Annotated in this window: 17 protein-coding genes; 2 read left to right on the top strand and 15 right to left on the bottom strand. The window is 59.8% G+C overall.

Annotation, left to right across the window (positions count from 1 at the left end):
• Nucleotides 1-76: 76 nt before the first annotated feature.
• The 14 genes from M5G26_RS28820 to flhA form a co-directional block, all read right to left on the bottom strand.
• Nucleotides 77-472 carry a DUF2802 domain-containing protein gene (locus M5G26_RS28820; protein ID WP_134178418.1) on the bottom strand — a complete coding sequence of 132 codons (396 nt, stop codon included), beginning with the start codon at nt 470-472 and terminating at the stop codon, nt 77-79.
• Entirely contained in the window at nt 473-958 is a 486-nt protein-coding gene (locus M5G26_RS28815) for a chemotaxis protein CheW (protein ID WP_007919980.1), read from the bottom strand.
• 90 nt (nt 959-1,048) lie between these two features.
• The gene (locus M5G26_RS28810; protein ID WP_273917131.1) at nt 1,049-2,005 is read right to left on the bottom strand and encodes a CheW domain-containing protein; all 957 of its coding nucleotides are present in this window, start codon (nt 2,003-2,005) and stop codon (nt 1,049-1,051) included.
• A gap of 116 nt (nt 2,006-2,121) precedes the next feature.
• Complete coding sequence (locus tag M5G26_RS28805; protein ID WP_007919990.1) at nt 2,122-2,910, bottom strand: ParA family protein; 789 nt, start codon at nt 2,908-2,910, stop codon at nt 2,122-2,124.
• Nucleotides 2,911-2,953: 43 nt separating this feature from the next.
• Nucleotides 2,954-3,844: a flagellar motor protein MotD gene (motD, locus tag M5G26_RS28800; protein WP_038363880.1), complete on the bottom strand. Its 891-nt coding sequence runs from the start codon at nt 3,842-3,844 to the stop codon at nt 2,954-2,956.
• Between the two features lie 12 nt (nt 3,845-3,856).
• Nucleotides 3,857-4,597, bottom strand: a complete 741-nt coding sequence (locus M5G26_RS28795) for a flagellar motor protein (RefSeq protein WP_008077689.1) — start codon at nt 4,595-4,597, stop codon at nt 3,857-3,859.
• Complete coding sequence (locus M5G26_RS28790) at nt 4,597-5,745, bottom strand: protein-glutamate methylesterase/protein-glutamine glutaminase (protein WP_273917130.1); 1,149 nt, start codon at nt 5,743-5,745, stop codon at nt 4,597-4,599. The genes M5G26_RS28795 and M5G26_RS28790 overlap by 1 nt, the downstream gene beginning before the upstream one ends.
• Nucleotides 5,746-5,794: 49 nt before the next feature.
• Nucleotides 5,795-8,065 (bottom strand): chemotaxis protein CheA, encoded by a 2,271-nt coding sequence (locus M5G26_RS28785; protein ID WP_273917129.1) that lies wholly within the window; start codon nt 8,063-8,065, stop codon nt 5,795-5,797.
• A gap of 54 nt (nt 8,066-8,119) precedes the next feature.
• Nucleotides 8,120-8,908: a protein phosphatase CheZ gene (locus tag M5G26_RS28780; RefSeq protein ID WP_034151516.1), complete on the bottom strand. Its 789-nt coding sequence runs from the start codon at nt 8,906-8,908 to the stop codon at nt 8,120-8,122.
• Between the two features lie 18 nt (nt 8,909-8,926).
• Nucleotides 8,927-9,298 (bottom strand): chemotaxis response regulator CheY, encoded by a 372-nt coding sequence (locus tag M5G26_RS28775; protein WP_161986607.1) that lies wholly within the window; start codon nt 9,296-9,298, stop codon nt 8,927-8,929.
• A gap of 166 nt (nt 9,299-9,464) precedes the next feature.
• Nucleotides 9,465-10,205: an RNA polymerase sigma factor FliA gene (fliA, locus tag M5G26_RS28770; RefSeq protein ID WP_093439777.1), complete on the bottom strand. Its 741-nt coding sequence runs from the start codon at nt 10,203-10,205 to the stop codon at nt 9,465-9,467.
• Entirely contained in the window at nt 10,202-11,032 is an 831-nt protein-coding gene (fleN, locus tag M5G26_RS28765) for a flagellar synthesis regulator FleN (RefSeq protein ID WP_003222917.1), read from the bottom strand. Before fleN ends, fliA begins: the two co-directional genes overlap by 4 nt.
• 116 nt (nt 11,033-11,148) lie before the next feature.
• Entirely contained in the window at nt 11,149-12,489 is a 1,341-nt protein-coding gene (gene flhF, locus M5G26_RS28760; protein WP_008077677.1) for a flagellar biosynthesis protein FlhF, read from the bottom strand.
• Nucleotides 12,490-12,500: 11 nt separating this feature from the next.
• Nucleotides 12,501-14,630: a flagellar biosynthesis protein FlhA gene (gene flhA, locus M5G26_RS28755; RefSeq protein ID WP_134178413.1), complete on the bottom strand. Its 2,130-nt coding sequence runs from the start codon at nt 14,628-14,630 to the stop codon at nt 12,501-12,503.
• A gap of 497 nt (nt 14,631-15,127) precedes the next feature.
• On the opposite strand from flhA, the gene M5G26_RS28750 reads away from it, so the two are divergent.
• Entirely contained in the window at nt 15,128-15,493 is a 366-nt protein-coding gene (locus M5G26_RS28750; RefSeq protein ID WP_273917128.1) for a DUF6124 family protein, read from the top strand.
• 60 nt (nt 15,494-15,553) lie between these two features.
• Here M5G26_RS28750 and M5G26_RS28745 read toward each other — a convergent pair whose 3' ends face one another.
• Complete coding sequence (locus M5G26_RS28745) at nt 15,554-15,841, bottom strand: hypothetical protein (protein WP_273917127.1); 288 nt, start codon at nt 15,839-15,841, stop codon at nt 15,554-15,556.
• Between the two features lie 506 nt (nt 15,842-16,347).
• Between M5G26_RS28745 and M5G26_RS28740 the strand changes: the two genes are divergently transcribed.
• The gene (locus M5G26_RS28740) at nt 16,348-16,707 is read left to right on the top strand and encodes a DUF6124 family protein (protein WP_273917126.1); all 360 of its coding nucleotides are present in this window, start codon (nt 16,348-16,350) and stop codon (nt 16,705-16,707) included.
• Nucleotides 16,708-16,929: the final 222 nt, after the last annotated feature.

The following is a 16,929-nucleotide window of genomic DNA, read 5'->3' as shown; positions in this document are numbered from 1 at the left end:
GGATTAGCGTTTCCCCTGTAGGAGCTGCCGAAGGCTGCGATCTTTTGATCTTGCTTGCCGCTAAAGCTCGAAGCTACTAGCTGCTTTTGTGAAGCTTGCGCATCAACTCTGCCTCAGCCTGGGTCAACCCGCAGGACTGAGTCAGTTCATCGACGCTGGCGCCCATGCCCACCAGTTTCGCCGCTTGGGCGAACGACAGGCTCGACGGATCGCGTTGTTCCAACTGAACGATTTTGTCCGGCAACGGACCGACTACCGCGCGCAGCTCGTGCAGGGCTTCGCCCATACGCACGTTGCCGTTCTGGTAATCGTCGACACGCTTGGCCAGGTCCTTGATGCGCTGATCACGCAGCGCATCGCCCTGAGCCTGTTGCGCAGCGATTACGCGCTGCGCCTTGATGTACGACACAAACATTGCCAGCGTGCCTGCCCAGAAGAGGAACAGGACAATGACCGCGACCTCGAGAATCAATCAGATATTCTCCAGGTCCGACCATTCTTCTTCGCTCATCATCTTGTCCAGCTCGACCAGGATCAGCAACTCGTTGTTCTTGTTGCACACGCCCTGGATGAACTTGGCCGACTCTTCGTTGCCGACGTTCGGCGCCGTCTCGATTTCCGACTGACGCAGGTAAACCACTTCGGCCACGCTGTCGACCATGATGCCGACGACTTGCTTGTCGGCTTCGATGATGACGATACGGGTGTTGTCGCTGATCTCGCCGCTGTTCAGGCCGAAGCGCTGACGGGTGTCGATCACGGTGACCACGTTACCGCGCAGGTTGATGATGCCCAGCACGTAGCTTGGCGCGCCCGGCACCGGAGCGATCTCGGTGTAGCGCAGCACTTCCTGAACGCGCATCACGTTGATGCCGTAGGTTTCGTTGTCCAGTTTGAAGGTCACCCATTGCAGGATCGGATCTTCAGAACCTTTTGCATTCGTCGCCTGACTACTCATACCCTGACCCCTCGAAAAAACCGCTCTGAGCGGTGTGTGTTCTGTGTGGCGGCATTCAACAATGCCGTCGCCTGATTGTTATGTCGGCTGCTATGTCGGTTTATGTAGCGGCTTGTGGCCGCTCAGGTGCTTTGCCCCACCGCTGGCGATCAACTCGGCCAGTGCGGAAACGTCAAGCAATGCACACATGTGCTCAATCACGGTGCCGGCGAGCCATGGCCGCTGACCCCGGTGACTTCTCCATTTGATTTCATTCGGGTCCAGACGCAACGAGCGACTGACCTGATGCACCGCCAGGCCCCACTCGTAACCTTGTACCGAAATCACGTACTGCAGGCCCTGACGGAAGTCATCGCGATAGCGATCCGGCATGACCCAGCGCGCGGTGTCCAACACTTTCAGGTTGCCGGCCTGGCTCGGCAGGATCCCGAGGAACCATTCCGGCTGACCGAACAGCGGCGTCAGCTCGTGGCCGGCCAGCGAATAAATCGAGCCGAGGCACACCAGCGGCACGGCCAGCGTCAGGCCGGCGACGTCGAACAGCAGGCATTCGAACGCTTCCGAAGCCCAGGCCGGACGACCATCGGTTTCCACCGGTGGTGGCGTGTTGTTCGGCGGCAGATGCACTTCCACCAGCGGCGGAACCAGCGTTTGCTCTACGGGCGCGGGTGCAACCGGGGCTGGAACCGGAGCCGGTTCGACCACGGCCGGTTCCGGCGCGGTTTTCAGCAATTGGGTTTGCAGCAGCGGAGCGAGCGTCGAGACCGATGCACGAACCGGCGCTGCTTCCTCGATCAAAGCCACCGGCGCTTTGGCAACCGCTGCAACGGCAGGCGCGGCAACCGGCGCAGCAGGCCTGGCCGCTTTCTGTGCGTCACGCGCCTGCTCTTCCAGCACCGCGGCCTGAAACTCGTCCAGCGCCTCGCTGCTTTCTTCGACAACTTCGACTGGCGTCGGCAACGCGTCAGGAATTTCCTGGAGCAAACTGTCCAGATACGACTGCAAGGCCAACTGCGGCTTCGACGTCAACTTCAAAGGCCGGTTCATGCACAGTCCCCTGTAGGAGCTGCCGCAGGCTGCGATCTTTTGATCTTTTCAGAAGCGCCAAAAAGCCGGATCAAAAGATCGCAGCCTGCGGCAGCTCCTACAGAGGTCAAAATCATTCAAGCCACCTGCGGAACAAGTTGTTGCGCCAACAGGTGCTTGAGCAGCGCACGATACGCCAGCACGCCACGGCTCTTGCCGTCGAATTGCGAAGGCGTGACACCGGCACGACTGGCATCGCGTAGACGAGTATCGACCGGGATATAACCCTGCCAGATCTCTTCTGGGAATTTGTCGCGCAGCACACGCAAGGTATGCATGGATGCTTGCGTACGGCGATCGAACAGGGTCGGCACGATGCTGAACGGCAGCGCCTGTTTGCGCGAGCGGTTGATCATCGCCAGGGTGTTGACCATGCGCTCCAGACCTTTGACGGCCAGATGCTCGGTCTGCACCGGGATCACCAGTTGCTGGCTCGCTGCAAGGGCGTTGACCATCAGTACGCCGAGCAACGGCGGGCTGTCGATCACCGCGTAATCGAAATCCTGCCACAGCTGCGCCAGACTCTTGGCGATCACCAGACCCAAGCCACTCTGCCCCGGCGACTGACGCTCAAGGGTTGCCAGCGCGGTGCTCGACGGCAACAGGGAAATGCGTTCATCGCTGGTCGACAACAGCAACTGCCCCGGCAGTCCTTGCGGCACGCTGCCCTTGTGCAGAAACAGGTCGTAATTGCTGTGTTCCAGGCTGTCGGGGTCGTAGCCGAAATAGCTGGTCATCGAGCCGTGCGGGTCGAGATCGACCACAACCACGCGCTTGCCCGCCTCCGCCAGCAATCCGGCTAAAGCGATGGAAGATGTGGTTTTACCGACACCACCCTTTTGATTGGCGACTGCCCAGACTCTCATTCGGTTCGTTCCTCCCGGCCGATATGCTCGACCGAGACATAGCTCAGCGTGTTAATGCGGGTGACGGAGAATTGACGGCACTCTCGCGTCCCGGCGTCTTGACCGGGGTCGGTGCAGTTTGTGTGCCAGCACGCTTCAACGCGGCATCCGGTTGTGCATTGGCGGTTCCGGTGCCCGTGAGGCTGCGGCGCACGTCGAGATTGCGCGACACCACCAGCACCACACGACGGTTCTTCGCACGGCCTTCGGCGGTGGCGTTATTGGCGACCGGCTGGAACTCACCGTAACCCACCGAAGCCAGGCGGCCAGGATTGACACCCTGCATCGCCAGCATGCGCACGATGCTCGCTGAACGCGCCGAAGACAGCTCCCAGTTGGTCGGGTACTGCGCGGTGCGGATCGGCTGATCATCGGTGAAACCTTCGACGTGGATCGGGTTATCGAACGGTTTGAGGATCGCCGCGACCTTGTCGATGATGTTGAACGCGATATCGCTCGGCATGGCGTCACCGCTGCCGAACAACAGGCTGGAGTTGAGTTCGATCTCGACCCACAGCTCATTGCCGCGCACGGTCATCTGGTTGGAGCTGATCAAGTCACCGAAGGCGGCGCTGATGTCATCGGCGATGCTTTTCAGCGGATCGCTGGCACCGGCGATACCGGCATCGATCTGTTCGGCGTCCTTGACCAGCGGTTTGGCCGGGGTCACGGTTTTCGGTCGTTCGTCACCGATCGGGATCGGCTTGAGCGCGCGGTCGGAGTCCTTGAAGACCCCGACCAGCGCTTCTGAAATCTCTTTGTACTTGCCTTCGTTTATCGACGAAATCGAGTACATGACCACGAAGAACGCGAACAGCAACGTGATGAAGTCAGCGTAGGAAACCAGCCAGCGTTCGTGGTTTACATGCTCTTCCTGGTGGCGACGACGAGCCATGAGGTTATTCCCTTAATCCATGAAGCCTTGCAGCTTCAACTCAATGGAGCGAGGGTTTTCACCTTCGGCGATCGACAAAATGCCTTCCAACAACATTTCGCGATAACGCGACTGCCGCAACGCGATTGACTTCAATTTGGCTGCCACCGGCAGCAGGATCAGGTTGGCACTGGCCACGCCATAGATGGTCGCGACGAAAGCCACAGCAATGCCGCTGCCCAACTGGGTCGGATCAGCAAGATTGCCCATCACGTGGATCAGGCCCATCACCGCACCGATGATGCCGATGGTCGGCGCGTAACCGCCCATGCTTTCGAAGACTTTCGCCGCTTCGATATCGCGGGCTTCCTGGGTGTAGAAATCCACTTCAAGGATGCTGCGAATCGCTTCCGGCTCGGCACCGTCGACCAACAGTTGCAGGCCTTTGCGCGAGTAGTTGTCAGGTTCGGCATCGGCTACGCCTTCCAGACCCAACAAGCCTTCCTTGCGTGCGGTGAGGCTCCAGTTGACCACGCGATCAATGCCGCCGGCCAAGTCCACACGCGGCGGGAAGAAGATCCACGCCAGAATCTGCATGGCGCGTTTGAACGCGCTCATCGGCGATTGCAGCAGTGCGGCACCGATGGTACCGCCCAGTACGATCAATGCCGCCGGGCCGTTGGCCAGCGCACCGAGGTGACCACCTTCAAGGTAGTTACCACCGATGATGGCGACGAACGCCATGATGATCCCGATAAGGCTTAGAACATCCATCAGATACAGGCCTCGACAATGTGTTTGCCGATGTCGTCAAGGCTGTATACCGCGTCGGCGAGGTCGGCTTTGACAATGGCCATCGGCATGCCGTAGATCACGCAACTGGCTTCGTCCTGCGCCCACACGGCGCTACCGCCCTGTTTGAGCAGACGCGCGCCTTCACGGCCGTCGGCGCCCATGCCGGTCAACACCACCGCCAGAACTTTGTCGCCGTAGGATTTCGCCGCCGAACCGAAGGTGATGTCCACGCACGGCTTGTAATTCAGACGCTCGTCGCCCGGGAGGATTTTCACCGCGCCACGGCCGTCGATCATCATTTGCTTGCCACCCGGCGCGAGCAACGCCAGGCCCGGACGCAGGATGTCGCCATCCTCGGCTTCCTTGACGCTGATGCGGCACAGCTTGTCGAGACGCTCGGCAAACGCCTTGGTGAACGCTGCCGGCATGTGCTGGATCAGCACGATCGGCGCCGGAAAGTTCGCTGGCAACTGAGTCAGCACGCGCTGCAAGGCAACCGGGCCGCCCGTCGAGGTGCCGATGGCAACCAGTTTGTAGGCTTTACGTTTCGGTGCCGGCGACGAAGCGCTGGCGGCCGGGGCGCGAGTGGGTGCCGGTGCCGGGGCCGGACGTGCCGGAACGCTGCTGCTGTGACTGCTGCTGTGGCTGCCGAAACTCGACGGCGCCGGAGCAGGCGTCGGTGCTGGCGCAGCCACTGGCGCAGGCGCGCTATAAGCACTGAAACGACGATTACTGCGCGAGATGCTATGCACCTTCTCGCACAGCAGTTGCTTGACCTTCTCCGGATTGCGGGAGATGTCTTCGAAATTCTTCGGCAGGAAATCCACCGCACCGGCGTCCAGCGCATCCAGGGTGACCCGGGCGCCTTCGTGCGTCAGCGAGGAGAACATCAACACCGGGGTCGGGCAGCGCTGCATGATGTGCCGCACTGCCGTGATGCCGTCCATCATCGGCATCTCGTAGTCCATGGTGATCACGTCCGGCTTGAGTGCCAGCGCCTGATCGATCGCCTCTTTACCGTTGGTGGCGGTGCCGACCACCTGAATGCTCGGATCCGCTGAAAGAATTTCCGAGACGCGGCGGCGGAAAAAACCCGAATCGTCCACCACCAGGACTTTGACTGCCATAAACACTCCATTAGGTGCAGCGGGACGTTGTCGCCCCGCCGCCCCGGATTCAAATACGCCGTGCGGCGTAACGCTTGAGCATGCTTGGAACATCGAGAATCAGCGCGATGCGGCCGTCACCCGTGATGGTGGCGCCGGACATGCCCGGAGTGCCCTGCAGCATTTTGCCCAATGGCTTGATGACCACTTCTTCCTGACCGACCAGTTGATCGACGACGAAGCCGATCCGCTGCGTGCCCACCGAAAGGATCACCACGTGGCCTTCACGCTGCTCTTCGTGAGCGGCGGAGCTGACCAGCCAGCGCTTGAGGTAGAACAATGGCAGCGCCTTGTCCCGCACGATCACCACTTCCTGACCGTCGACGACGTTGGTGGTCGACAGGTCGAGGTGGAAGATTTCGTTGACGTTGACCAGCGGGAACGCAAACGCCTGATTGCCGAGCATCACCATCAGGGTTGGCATGATCGCGAGGGTCAGCGGCACCTTGATGACGATCTTCGAGCCCTGGCCCTTGGTCGAGTAGATGTTGATCGAACCGTTGAGCTGGGAAATCTTGGTCTTCACCACGTCCATGCCGACACCGCGGCCGGACACGTCGGAGATCTCGGTCTTGGTCGAGAAACCCGGGGCGAAAATCAGGTTGTAGCACTCGGTATCGCTGAGGCGATCGGCCGCGTCCTTGTCCATCACACCGCGTTTTACCGCGATGGCACGCAGGACATTCGGGTCCATGCCTTTGCCGTCATCGGAAATCGACAGCAGGATATGGTCGCCCTCTTGCTCGGCCGCCAGAACAACACGACCGCCACGGGCCTTGCCCGACGCCTCGCGTTCCTCCGGCGACTCGATGCCGTGGTCGACGGCGTTGCGCACCAAGTGGACCAGCGGGTCGGCCAGGGCCTCGACAAGGTTTTTGTCGAGGTCGGTTTCTTCACCCACCAGTTCCAGGTTGATCTCTTTCTTCAGCTGACGCGCGAGGTCGCGAACCAGACGCGGGAAGCGCCCGAAGACCTTCTTGATCGGCTGCATCCGCGTCTTCATTACCGCGGTCTGCAAGTCAGCGGTGACCACGTCGAGGTTCGACACGGCCTTTTGCATGGCTTCATCGCCGCTGTTCAGGCCCAGGCGCACCAGACGGTTACGCACCAGCACCAGCTCGCCGACCATGTTCATGATTTCGTCGAGACGTGCCGTGTCGACGCGCACGGTGGTTTCGGCTTCGCTCGCCGGTTTTTCCGGTGGCGGTGTCGCCGGCGCACGGGCCGGAGCCGGTGCAGCAGCGGCAGCCGGTTTTGGCGCTTCGGCTTTTGGCTCAGGCTTGGCGGCAGGCTTCGGCGCTGCAGCAACGGCCGGTGCCTTGGCGGCAGGTGTGGCGACGGTCGAAGCACTGCCAGCAGCGGCGGTGCCGACTTCGGAGAACTTGCCTTTGCCATGCAATTCGTCGAGCAGCGATTCGAACTCGTGATCGCTGATCAGATCGCTGCCAGCCGCGGCGGCCACGGGAGCAGCCGGCGCCGGTGCCGAGGCAATCGCTGACTCCAGCGCATCCACGGCAAAGTTGCCCTTGCCATGCAACTGATCAAGCAGGGCTTCGAATTCGTCGTCGGTGATGTCAGAGCTGTCACCCTTCGCCGGTGCCGCTGGGGCTGCCGCCGCTGGTGCAACCGCGTCCACCGCGAACTGGCCCTTGCCGTGCAACTGATCGAGCAACGACTCGAACTCGGCATCGGTGATTTCATCGCTCGCGGCTTCAGCGGCCGTTTGTGCAGGTGCAGCAGCGGCCGGGGCCTCGGCTTCGGCCTTGACGGCGTTCAGCGAATCCAGCAGCTGTTCGAATTCGTTATCGGTGATGTCGCCCGACGCGTCGCCTTCGACGACCAGCTCTTCGATCATCTCGGCCACTGGCGAAGCCGGGGCTTCGTCCGCCGATTGCGGTTCGGCCAGACGCGCCAGGGCGGCCAGCAGTTCCGGGGTAGCAGCGGTGATCGGTGCACGTTCGCGGACTTCGCTGAACATGCTGTTCACTGCGTCCAGTGCTTCGAGGACAACGTCCATCAGTTCTGCATCAACGCGACGCTCACCCTTGCGCAGGATGTCGAACACGTTTTCGGCGATGTGACAGCACTCCACCAGCTCATTGAGCTGAAGGAAGCCGGCGCCCCCTTTTACAGTGTGGAAACCGCGAAAAATTGCGTTGAGCAGATCTGCGTCATCCGGACGGCTTTCCAGCTCGACCAGTTGTTCGGACAGTTGCTCAAGAATCTCGCCGGCCTCAACCAGGAAATCCTGAAGGATCTCTTCATCGGCGCCGAAGCTCATTAATGGGGTGCTCCTACAGGTCTAAAAACCCAAAAAACCTAAAATTCCAAAACTCTAGAACCCGAGGCTGGATAACAAATCGTCCACATCGTCCTGACCGGACACAACGTCTTCTCGTTTATCGGCATGAATCTGCGGACCTTCACCCTGCGAGAGATGTTTTTGTGGATCTTTTTCTGCAAGCATCGCGGCGCGGTCATGTTCGATGCCCGCAAAGCGGTCGACCTGACTGGCCATGAGCACGAGTTTGAGCAAATTGCTTTCGACTTCGGTGACCAGTTGGGTCACACGCTTGATCACCTGACCGGTCAGGTCCTGGTAATCCTGGGCCAGCAGGATGTCGTTGAGATTGCTCGACACCGCACGGTTGTCCGTGCTGCTGCGTGACAGAAAACCGTCGACCCGGCGCGCCAGTTCACGGAACTCTTCAGCCCCGACCTCGCGACGCATGAAGCGACCCCAATCGGCGCTCAAAGTCTGGGCTTCGTCAGCCAGACCATTGACCACCGGTGTGGCGCTTTCCACCAGATCCATGGTGCGGTTGGCCGCGGCCTCTGTCAGCTTGACCACATAGCCCAGGCGTTCGGTGGCGTCGGTGATTTGCGACACTTCCTCGGCCTGCGGCATGTTCGGGTCGATCTGGAAGTTGACGATCGCACTGTGCAGTTCACGTGTGAGCTTGCCCACTTCCTGGTACAGGCCACGGTCACGGGTCTGATTGAGCTCATGGATCAGTTGCACAGCGTCACCGAACCTGCCTTTTTCAAGGCTTTCGACCAGTTCGACCGCGTGTTTTTTCAGGGTCGACTCGAAATCGCCCTGTGAAGATTCGTTATGCTCCATAGCTCCCCCGCGCGTTCATCAGCCGATGCGTTCGAAAATCTTCTCGATTTTGTCTTTCAACGCCTGAGCCGTGAAAGGTTTGACTACGTAGCCGTTCACACCGGCCTGAGCGGCCTCGATGATCTGCTCGCGCTTGGCTTCTGCAGTCACCATCAGCACTGGCAGGTGCTTGAGTTTTTCATCGGCACGCACGTGACGCAGCAGGTCGATACCGGTCATGCCCGGCATGTTCCAGTCCGTTACCAGAAAGTCGATGCTGCCGCTGTTGAGCACCGGAATGGCAGTCACGCCATCGTCAGCCTCGACGGTGTTGGTGAACCCAAGATCACGCAGCAGGTTCTTGATGATCCGCCGCATCGTTGAGAAGTCATCAACGATGAGGATTTTCATGTCTTTGTTCAATTCGACCTCCAAGCAGTCTTAAACGCGCCCAGCACCTGGACGCGCCACTTCAATCAATCGGCGCAGCACTCGAAGACTGTCTGGAGCACAACAGAGCAAGACCGGTGCCGTTCATCACCGCACCAGCCTCGTTCGCAGTGTCCCCACACTGCCTTCAGCGCGCTCGCCACTCCCCCAAACGCCCCCGCAAACGGGCCGCGCACTGGCTGTGTAACTGGCTGACCCGCGATTCACTGACGCCAAGGACTTCACCGATCTCCTTGAGGTTCAGCTCTTCGTCGTAGTACAGCGCCAACACCAGTCGCTCACGCTCCGGCAAATTGGCAATCGCGTCCGCCAGCGCCGCCTGGAAGCGTTCATCTTCCAGATCGCGTGACGGCTCCATATGAGCACTCGCGCCATCCTCGTGCAGCCCTTCGTGTTCGCCGTCCTGCAACAGGTCGTCGAAACTGAACAGGCGACTGCCCAAGGTGTCATTCAAAATCCCGTAGTAATCGTCGAGACTCAATTGGAGTTCGGCTGCAACCTCGTGATCTTTAGCGTCACGGCCGGTTTTAGCTTCAATTGAGCGAATTGCGTCGCTGACCATACGGGTATTGCGGTGAACCGAGCGTGGCGCCCAGTCCCCTTTGCGCACTTCGTCGAGCATCGCGCCGCGGATTCGTATGCCCGCGTACGTTTCGAAACTGGCGCCTTTGCTGGCGTCATATTTGGTCGAGACTTCGAGCAGGCCGATCATCCCGGCCTGGATCAGGTCTTCGACCTGCACACTCGCCGGCAAGCGTGCCAGCAAGTGGTAGGCAATGCGTTTGACCAGTGGCGCGTAACGCTCGATCAGCTCGTACTGCGCGTCACGTGCCGACTTCTTGTAGTAGTTCATACCGCTTGCGGTCATAGCACGGGCCCTGCCGTTTGCTGCACGAGGCGCTCGACGAAAAACTCAAGGTGGCCACGCGGGTTAGCGGGCAGCGGCCAGGTGTCGACCTTCTGCGCGATCGCCTTGAACGCCAGTGCGCACTTGGAACGCGGAAAGGCTTCGTACACCGCGCGCTGCTTCTGCACCGCTTTACGCACGCTTTCGTCGTAAGGCACGGCGCCGACGTATTGTAGAGCGACGTCGAGGAAGCGATCCGTGACCTTGGTCAACTTGGCGAACAGGTTGCGCCCTTCCTGCGGGCTCTGCGCCATGTTGGCGAGGACGCGGAAGCGGTTCATGCCGTAATCGCGGTTGAGCAATTTGATCAGCGCGTAAGCGTCGGTAATGGAAGTCGGCTCATCGCAGACCACCAGCAACACTTCTTGCGCGGCGCGTACAAAACTGACTACCGAGTCACCAATACCCGCAGCGGTGTCGATCACCAGTACGTCGAGATTGTCGCCGATGTCGCTGAACGCCTGAATCAGGCCGGCGTGTTGCGCCGGGCTCAGGTGGACCATGCTCTGCGTGCCGGACGCCGCCGGCACGATGCGAATGCCTCCGGGGCCTTGCAACAGCACGTCGCGCAATTCGCAACGGCCTTCGATGACGTCGGCCAGTGTGCGTTTAGGGGTCAGCCCCAACAATACGTCAACGTTCGCCAGACCGAGGTCGGCGTCCAGCAGCATGACCCGACGGCCAAGCTCTGCCAGCGCCAGCGACAAGTTCACTGACACGTTAGTCTTGCCGACGCCACCTTTGCCGCCGGTCACCGCGATCACCTGTACGGGATGCATGCTGCCCATGTTATTTCTTTACCTTGTCTTGCATAGACGGAGGCCACATTACTGGCTGCGCGTTCACAACCGGAACAATGCATGGCAGACCATCGATGTAGGTACAAAAACTGTTCATGAATACCTCAGCCTACCTGCTTGGTCGGGCTGTGATAGATATCAGCGAACATGTCAGCCATGGCTTCTTCGCTGGGTTCTTCCTGCATTTGCACGCTGACGGCGCGGCTGACCAGTTGATGACGGCGCGGCAGATGCAAATCATCCGGAATCCGTGGGCCATCGGTCAGGTACGCGACCGGCAATTCATGACTGATCGCCAGGCTCAACACTTCGCCAAGGCTGGCCGTTTCATCCAGTTTAGTCAGGATGCAGCCGGCAAGCCCGCAACGCTTGTAACTGTGATAAGCGGCGGTTAGAACCTGTTTCTGGCTGGTGGTTGCCAAGACCAGATAATTTTTTGAACGGATGCCACGCCCGGCCAGACTTTCGAGCTGCATGCGCAGCGCCGGATCGCTGGCTTGCAGGCCGGCAGTATCGATCAATACCACGCGTTTGCGTAGCAGTGGATCCAGTGCCTGCACCAGCGATTGGCCCGGATCGACGTGGGTCACTGGCACATTGAGAATCCGCCCCAGTGTCTTCAGTTGTTCCTGAGCGCCGATGCGGAAGCTGTCCATGCTCACCAGCGCGACATTCTGCGCGCCGTATTTCAGCACATAACGCGCGGCAAGCTTGGCGAGAGTCGTGGTCTTGCCCATGCCGGCAGGGCCGACCATGGCGATCACACCGCCCTCTTCCAGTGGCTCGACTTCCGGTACGGCAATCATCCGCGCCAGGTGCGCGAGCAACATGCGCCAGGCCTGACGGGGTTCTTCGATATCGGTGATCATCGCCAGCAGATCGCGCGACAACGGGCCGGACAGGCCGATACGTTGCAGACGACGATACAGATTGGCTTGCGCCGGACGGCTGCCTTGCAGCTGATTCCAGGCCAGGGTGCCGAGCTGAACTTCCATCAGCTCGCGCAGGCTGTTCAATTCGAAACGCATCGAATCCAGTGCACGCGGATCAACACCGCCGGAGGACTGCGCAGGCGCCGGGGCCGGACGCGCTGGAGCAGCGTAAGTCGGCTCGCTCAGCGGTTCAGCGGCAGTCAGCGGCAGGCCAGCGGTCAACGGCAGCCCGGCGAAGATCTGGCGATTGCTGTTGCCGTCGGCTTCGCCACGCAGGCTCAGTTCGGCCTGGGCGGTGACGATGCGCGACTGAGTCTTGCGCAGCTCGTCTTCGAGTTCCATGTTCGGAACCCGTGGCGCCAGCGCCGACAATTTGTAATCCAGTGCCGCCGTCAGCTCGACACCGCCGGCAATGCGGCGATTGCCAATGATGGCGGCATCAGCGCCCAGCTCATCACGAACCAGCTTCATGGCCTGACGCATATCGGCGGCAAAGAAACGCTTAACTTGCATAAACCACTACCTCAGCCGTTGGGCCCTACTGTCGCAACGATGGTCACTTGCTTGTTGTCCGGTATTTCCTGGTAGGCCAGCACATGCAGCCCAGGGACTGCGAGGCGGCCAAAGCGCGAGAGCATCGCGCGGATCGGGCCGGCCACCAAAAGGATCACCGGCTGACCTTGCATTTCCTGACGCTGCGCCGCTTCGATGAGCGAACGCTGCAGCTTCTCGGCCATGCTTGGCTCCAGCAGAACGCCCTCTTCCGAGCCTTGTCCTGCCTTCTGCAGACTATTGAGCAATATTTGTTCCAACCTTGGTTCCAAGGTGATCACAGGCAGCTCCGACTCAGTGCCTACAATGCTTTGGACGATGGCGCGCGATACGCCGACGCGCACCGCAGCCACCAGCGCGGCGGTATCTTGACTCTTCGCGGCGTTGTTGGCGATGGCTTCGGCAATGCTGCGGATATCGCGCACCGGCACATGTTCGGCAAGCAACGCTTGCAGCACTTTGAGCAACTGCGACAACGACACCACACCCGGCACCAGCTCTTCCGCCAGTTTCGGTGAGCTTTTGGCCAGCAATTGCATGAGTTGCTGCACTTCTTCGTGGCCGATCAGCTCACTGGAGTGCTTGTACAGAATCTGGTTCAAGTGCGTGGCGACCACGGTGCTGGCGTCGACCACGGTGTAACCAAGGGATTGTGCCTGGGCACGCTGGCTGATTTCGATCCACACCGCTTCCAGGCCGAAAGCCGGATCTTTGGCGTTGATACCGTTGAGCGTGCCGTAGACCTGGCCCGGGTTGATCGCCAGTTCGCGATCCGGATAGATCTCGGCCTCGGCGAGGATCACGCCCATCAGGGTCAGGCGATAGGCGCTTGGCGCCAGATCGAGGTTGTCGCGGATGTGCACGGTCGGCATCAGGAAGCCCAGATCCTGCGAGAGCTTCTTGCGCACGCCCTTGATCCGCGCCAGCAATTGCCCGCCCTGATTGCGGTCCACCAGCGGGATCAGGCGATAGCCGACTTCCAGACCGATCATGTCGATCGGCGTCACGTCGTCCCAGCCCAACTCCTTGGTTTCCATGGCACGGGCCGGCGACGGCAGCAGCTCCTGCTGACGCTTGACCTCTTCCAGCGCCACAACTTTGGCAACGTTCTGCTTTTTCCAGAACAGGTAGGCACCGCCAGCGGCCAGCGCAGCCATGGTCAGGAACGAGAAGTGCGGCATACCCGGCACCAGGCCCATGACCGCCATCATCCCTGCCGCCACCGCCAGCGCTTTCGGCGAGGCGAACATCTGGCGATTGATCTGCTTGCCCATGTCTTCCGAACCGGAAGCACGGGTCACCATGATCGCCGCGGCTGTAGATAACAACAGTGATGGCAATTGCGCCACTAAACCGTCACCGATGGTCAGCAACGCGTAAACCTTGCCGGCGTCGGCGAAGCTCATGTTGTGCTGGAAGATACCGACGGCCATACCGCCGATGAGGTTGATGAACAGAATCAGCAGGCCGGCGATGGCATCACCCCGGACGAACTTGCTGGCACCGTCCATCGAACCGTAGAACTCGGCCTCTTGGGCGACTTCCTGACGGCGTGCCTTGGCTTGATTCTGGTCGATCAGACCGGCGTTGAGGTCGGCGTCGATCGCCATTTGTTTGCCGGGCATCGCATCGAGGGTGAAACGCGCGCTCACCTCGGAAATCCGCCCGGCACCCTTGGTCACCACGACGAAGTTGATGATCATCAAAATCGCGAAGACCACGATACCCACCACGTAGTTACCGCCGATCACCACCTCACCGAAGGCCTGAATCACCTTACCGGCAGCGGCGTGGCCATCCTGACCGTGGAGCATCACCACCCGCGTCGAAGCCACGTTCAACGCCAGCCGCAGCAACGTCGCGACCAGCAGAATGGTCGGGAACACGGCGAAATCCAGCGGTCGCAGCGCATACACGCAGACCAGCAGGACGACGATCGACAGCGCGATGTTGAAGGTGAAGAACACGTCGAGCAGGAACGGCGGAATCGGCAACATCATCATTGCCAACATGACCAGCAGCAACAACGGCACGCCCAGATTGCCTCGACTGAGGTCGGCAACATTCGAGCGAGCTGTGTTGAATAACTGAGAGCGATCCACCGGTTTTCCCCGTTCCTTTAAAGCAAACTTTTGACGCCCAGAGCGGGCTCACGGCGGGTACTGCAAGAAGCTTTCCAACTTTTGCCCAAGCAGAAAAGATCGCAGCCTTCGGCAGCTCCTACAGGGATTTACGTCTCCAGTAGGAGCTGCCGAAGGCTGCGATCTTTGTTTTAAACGACGAGTTTAAAAGACACCTGCAGACACGGTCTCAAGGCTACAAATTCTTGTGCCATTGCCTACAGCTACGCCAGAATCCGCCGGCTTGTGCGCCTTGGGGTCGGGTTCTATTGTGGGTCGGTCGCTGACGAATCAGCGATCGGGTCTCGCAGCCCGTCGATCTCTGGACGCACAACATCCGCTTTGCTTATGGCGGCTGTACGTGGGAGACCTTCGGGTCTGCCGGTTCTAGAGTCCCGGTCTGCGACCCGCGTATAGCTGCCACCCTCATTCGTCTCGCAGCGAACGTTGGCAGCTCCAATGACTCTAGGAGCTTCACCATGATCAAACCAACACCCAACCCACCCGAAATCGATCTCGCCTCCCCCTACGAATCCCTCGATTCAAAAAAGCTCAACGACGCCGCCGACCGCGCCCTCGATCACTACCTCTGCCCACCCGGCTCCACCCCGCCGCCACGCAAAACCCGGCGGATGTACGCCGTCACCGCCGACTTCAAAAACGAGGAGCTGCTGGCCGATGCCTGCGAAACACTCGCCTCAGCCAGAACCATCGCCCATGACTTCGCCCATCTCATCCCCGCGTCGCAGCGCAGGACGCTGCTGGGTATCGCGCAACTGATCATGCTCGGCGAGCTGGCGGTGAATCGGGTGATGGATAATCTGGAGTTGCCGAACCAGACCTGATCAGAATTTGAGCAAACGCTCCCACGCCTGCGTGGGAGCGATCAGCTACTTAAAAACGAATTAACAACGAAGATTCGTCACCTCTCGCGCTCCCTCTTTCACAAGATCGAACTCGACTGAAGCGCCCAGTTTGATTTTCATCTTGTGTGCATGTTCTTGAGGAACGTTGAAGTAGTAATACTCATCCTCACGGGCAAGCTGCATTACTTTTTCTTCAACACTTACCTCGTGAATATTCTGGGGCCCCCTGCCCCCCACGGATTCGAAGGAAGGGGAGTTTCCATCATCCTCAGGGACAATCGTGCCCTTACCCGTGTTTTCGTCATAGCTCTTGAATATACCTTTCATTTTTTCTCCCTTGCGTCGCAGAAGTGTGCGCACCAAACGTGCGGCATCACCCAACAATCAAATCGCAAAGGCACCAGTTCCACACCTGTAAAACCTGACAGGTACAGGGAGCTTTCAGACGGGTGGCTAACTTCAGGAATTGCGATGGAACATCGGCAAATCGGCCGAGTTTGCGCCTTTTAAACTTGAACGTTTAAAAGACACCTTCAGACACGCCTTCGAGGCTACAAATCCTTGCGCCATTGCCTACAGCTACGCCAGAATCCGCCGGCTTGTGCGCCTTGGGGTCGGGTTCTATTGTGAGTCGGTCGCTGATTGTTCAGTGATCGGGTTTAGCAGCCCGGGTTATCTCTAGACGCACAAAGTCCGTAGCCGTTATGGCGGCTTTGCGTGGGGCACTTCGGTGCGCCGGGTTCTAGAGTCCTGGTCTGCTAACCCGCGTACAGCCGCCACCTCCCTCGTTAGCAGCGAACGGTGGCAGCTTCACTACTCTAGAGGCTTTACCGATGATCAAACCAACACCCAACCCACCCGAAACCGACCCCACCTCCCCCTACGAATCCCTCGATTCAAAAAAACTCCACGAAGCCGCCGACCGCGCCCTCGATCACTACCTCTGCCCACCCGGCTCCACCCCACCCCCACGCAAAACCCGTCGGATGTACGCCGTTAACGCCGACTTCAAAAACGAGGAGCTGCTGGCGGATGCCAGCGAAACACTCGCTTCAGCCAGAACCATCGCCCATGACTTCGCCCATCTCATACCCGCATCGCAGCGCAGGACGCTATTGGGGATCGCGCAATTGATCATGCTCGGCGAGCTGGCGGTGAATCGGGTGATGGATAATCTGGAGTTGCCGCAGTAGCAGGGATCTGCGACAAGCCTTGAGTGAGTTGTTTTGCTGCTGACATCTTCGCGGGCAAGCCCGCTCCCACAGGTTCGGCGGTGTAAACGCGGCCTGGTGATCGACCCCGATCCCTGTGGGAGCGAGCCTGCTCGCGAAGGCGTCTTCAAAGCCTCCCCATCGCTCAAGCAGGAAAAGCAAACAACCGCTCGTCGGATACCCCTGCGCACCTGTCAGATCTGA

The sequence above is a fragment of the Pseudomonas sp. TNT2022 ID642 genome (genome assembly GCF_028656995.1).
Classification (GTDB): Bacteria; Pseudomonadota; Gammaproteobacteria; order Pseudomonadales; family Pseudomonadaceae; genus Aquipseudomonas.
The sequence above is the reverse complement of the archived record's forward strand: the minus strand, read 5'-3'. Positions and strand labels throughout refer to the sequence as shown.

What these genes read in the sequence shown, in the direction of transcription:
- M5G26_RS28815 (WP_007919980.1), bottom strand. Translation starts at nt 958, where the DNA reads ATGAGTAGTCAGGCGACGAATGCAAAAGGTTCTGAAGATCCGATCCTG.
- M5G26_RS28810 (WP_273917131.1), bottom strand. Translation starts at nt 2,005, where the DNA reads ATGAACCGGCCTTTGAAGTTGACGTCGAAGCCGCAGTTGGCCTTGCAG.
- M5G26_RS28805 (WP_007919990.1), bottom strand. Translation starts at nt 2,910, where the DNA reads ATGAGAGTCTGGGCAGTCGCCAATCAAAAGGGTGGTGTCGGTAAAACC.
- motD (WP_038363880.1), bottom strand. Translation starts at nt 3,844, where the DNA reads ATGGCTCGTCGTCGCCACCAGGAAGAGCATGTAAACCACGAACGCTGG.
- M5G26_RS28795 (WP_008077689.1), bottom strand. Translation starts at nt 4,597, where the DNA reads ATGGATGTTCTAAGCCTTATCGGGATCATCATGGCGTTCGTCGCCATC.
- M5G26_RS28790 (WP_273917130.1), bottom strand. Translation starts at nt 5,745, where the DNA reads ATGGCAGTCAAAGTCCTGGTGGTGGACGATTCGGGTTTTTTCCGCCGC.
- M5G26_RS28785 (WP_273917129.1), bottom strand. Translation starts at nt 8,065, where the DNA reads ATGAGCTTCGGCGCCGATGAAGAGATCCTTCAGGATTTCCTGGTTGAG.
- M5G26_RS28780 (WP_034151516.1), bottom strand. Translation starts at nt 8,908, where the DNA reads ATGGAGCATAACGAATCTTCACAGGGCGATTTCGAGTCGACCCTGAAA.
- M5G26_RS28775 (WP_161986607.1), bottom strand. Translation starts at nt 9,298, where the DNA reads ATGAAAATCCTCATCGTTGATGACTTCTCAACGATGCGGCGGATCATC.
- fliA (WP_093439777.1), bottom strand. Translation starts at nt 10,205, where the DNA reads ATGACCGCAAGCGGTATGAACTACTACAAGAAGTCGGCACGTGACGCG.
- fleN (WP_003222917.1), bottom strand. Translation starts at nt 11,032, where the DNA reads ATGGGCAGCATGCATCCCGTACAGGTGATCGCGGTGACCGGCGGCAAA.
- flhF (WP_008077677.1), bottom strand. Translation starts at nt 12,489, where the DNA reads ATGCAAGTTAAGCGTTTCTTTGCCGCCGATATGCGTCAGGCCATGAAG.
- M5G26_RS28750 (WP_273917128.1), top strand. Translation starts at nt 15,128, where the DNA reads ATGATCAAACCAACACCCAACCCACCCGAAATCGATCTCGCCTCCCCC.
- M5G26_RS28745 (WP_273917127.1), bottom strand. Translation starts at nt 15,841, where the DNA reads ATGAAAGGTATATTCAAGAGCTATGACGAAAACACGGGTAAGGGCACG.
- M5G26_RS28740 (WP_273917126.1), top strand. Translation starts at nt 16,348, where the DNA reads ATGATCAAACCAACACCCAACCCACCCGAAACCGACCCCACCTCCCCC.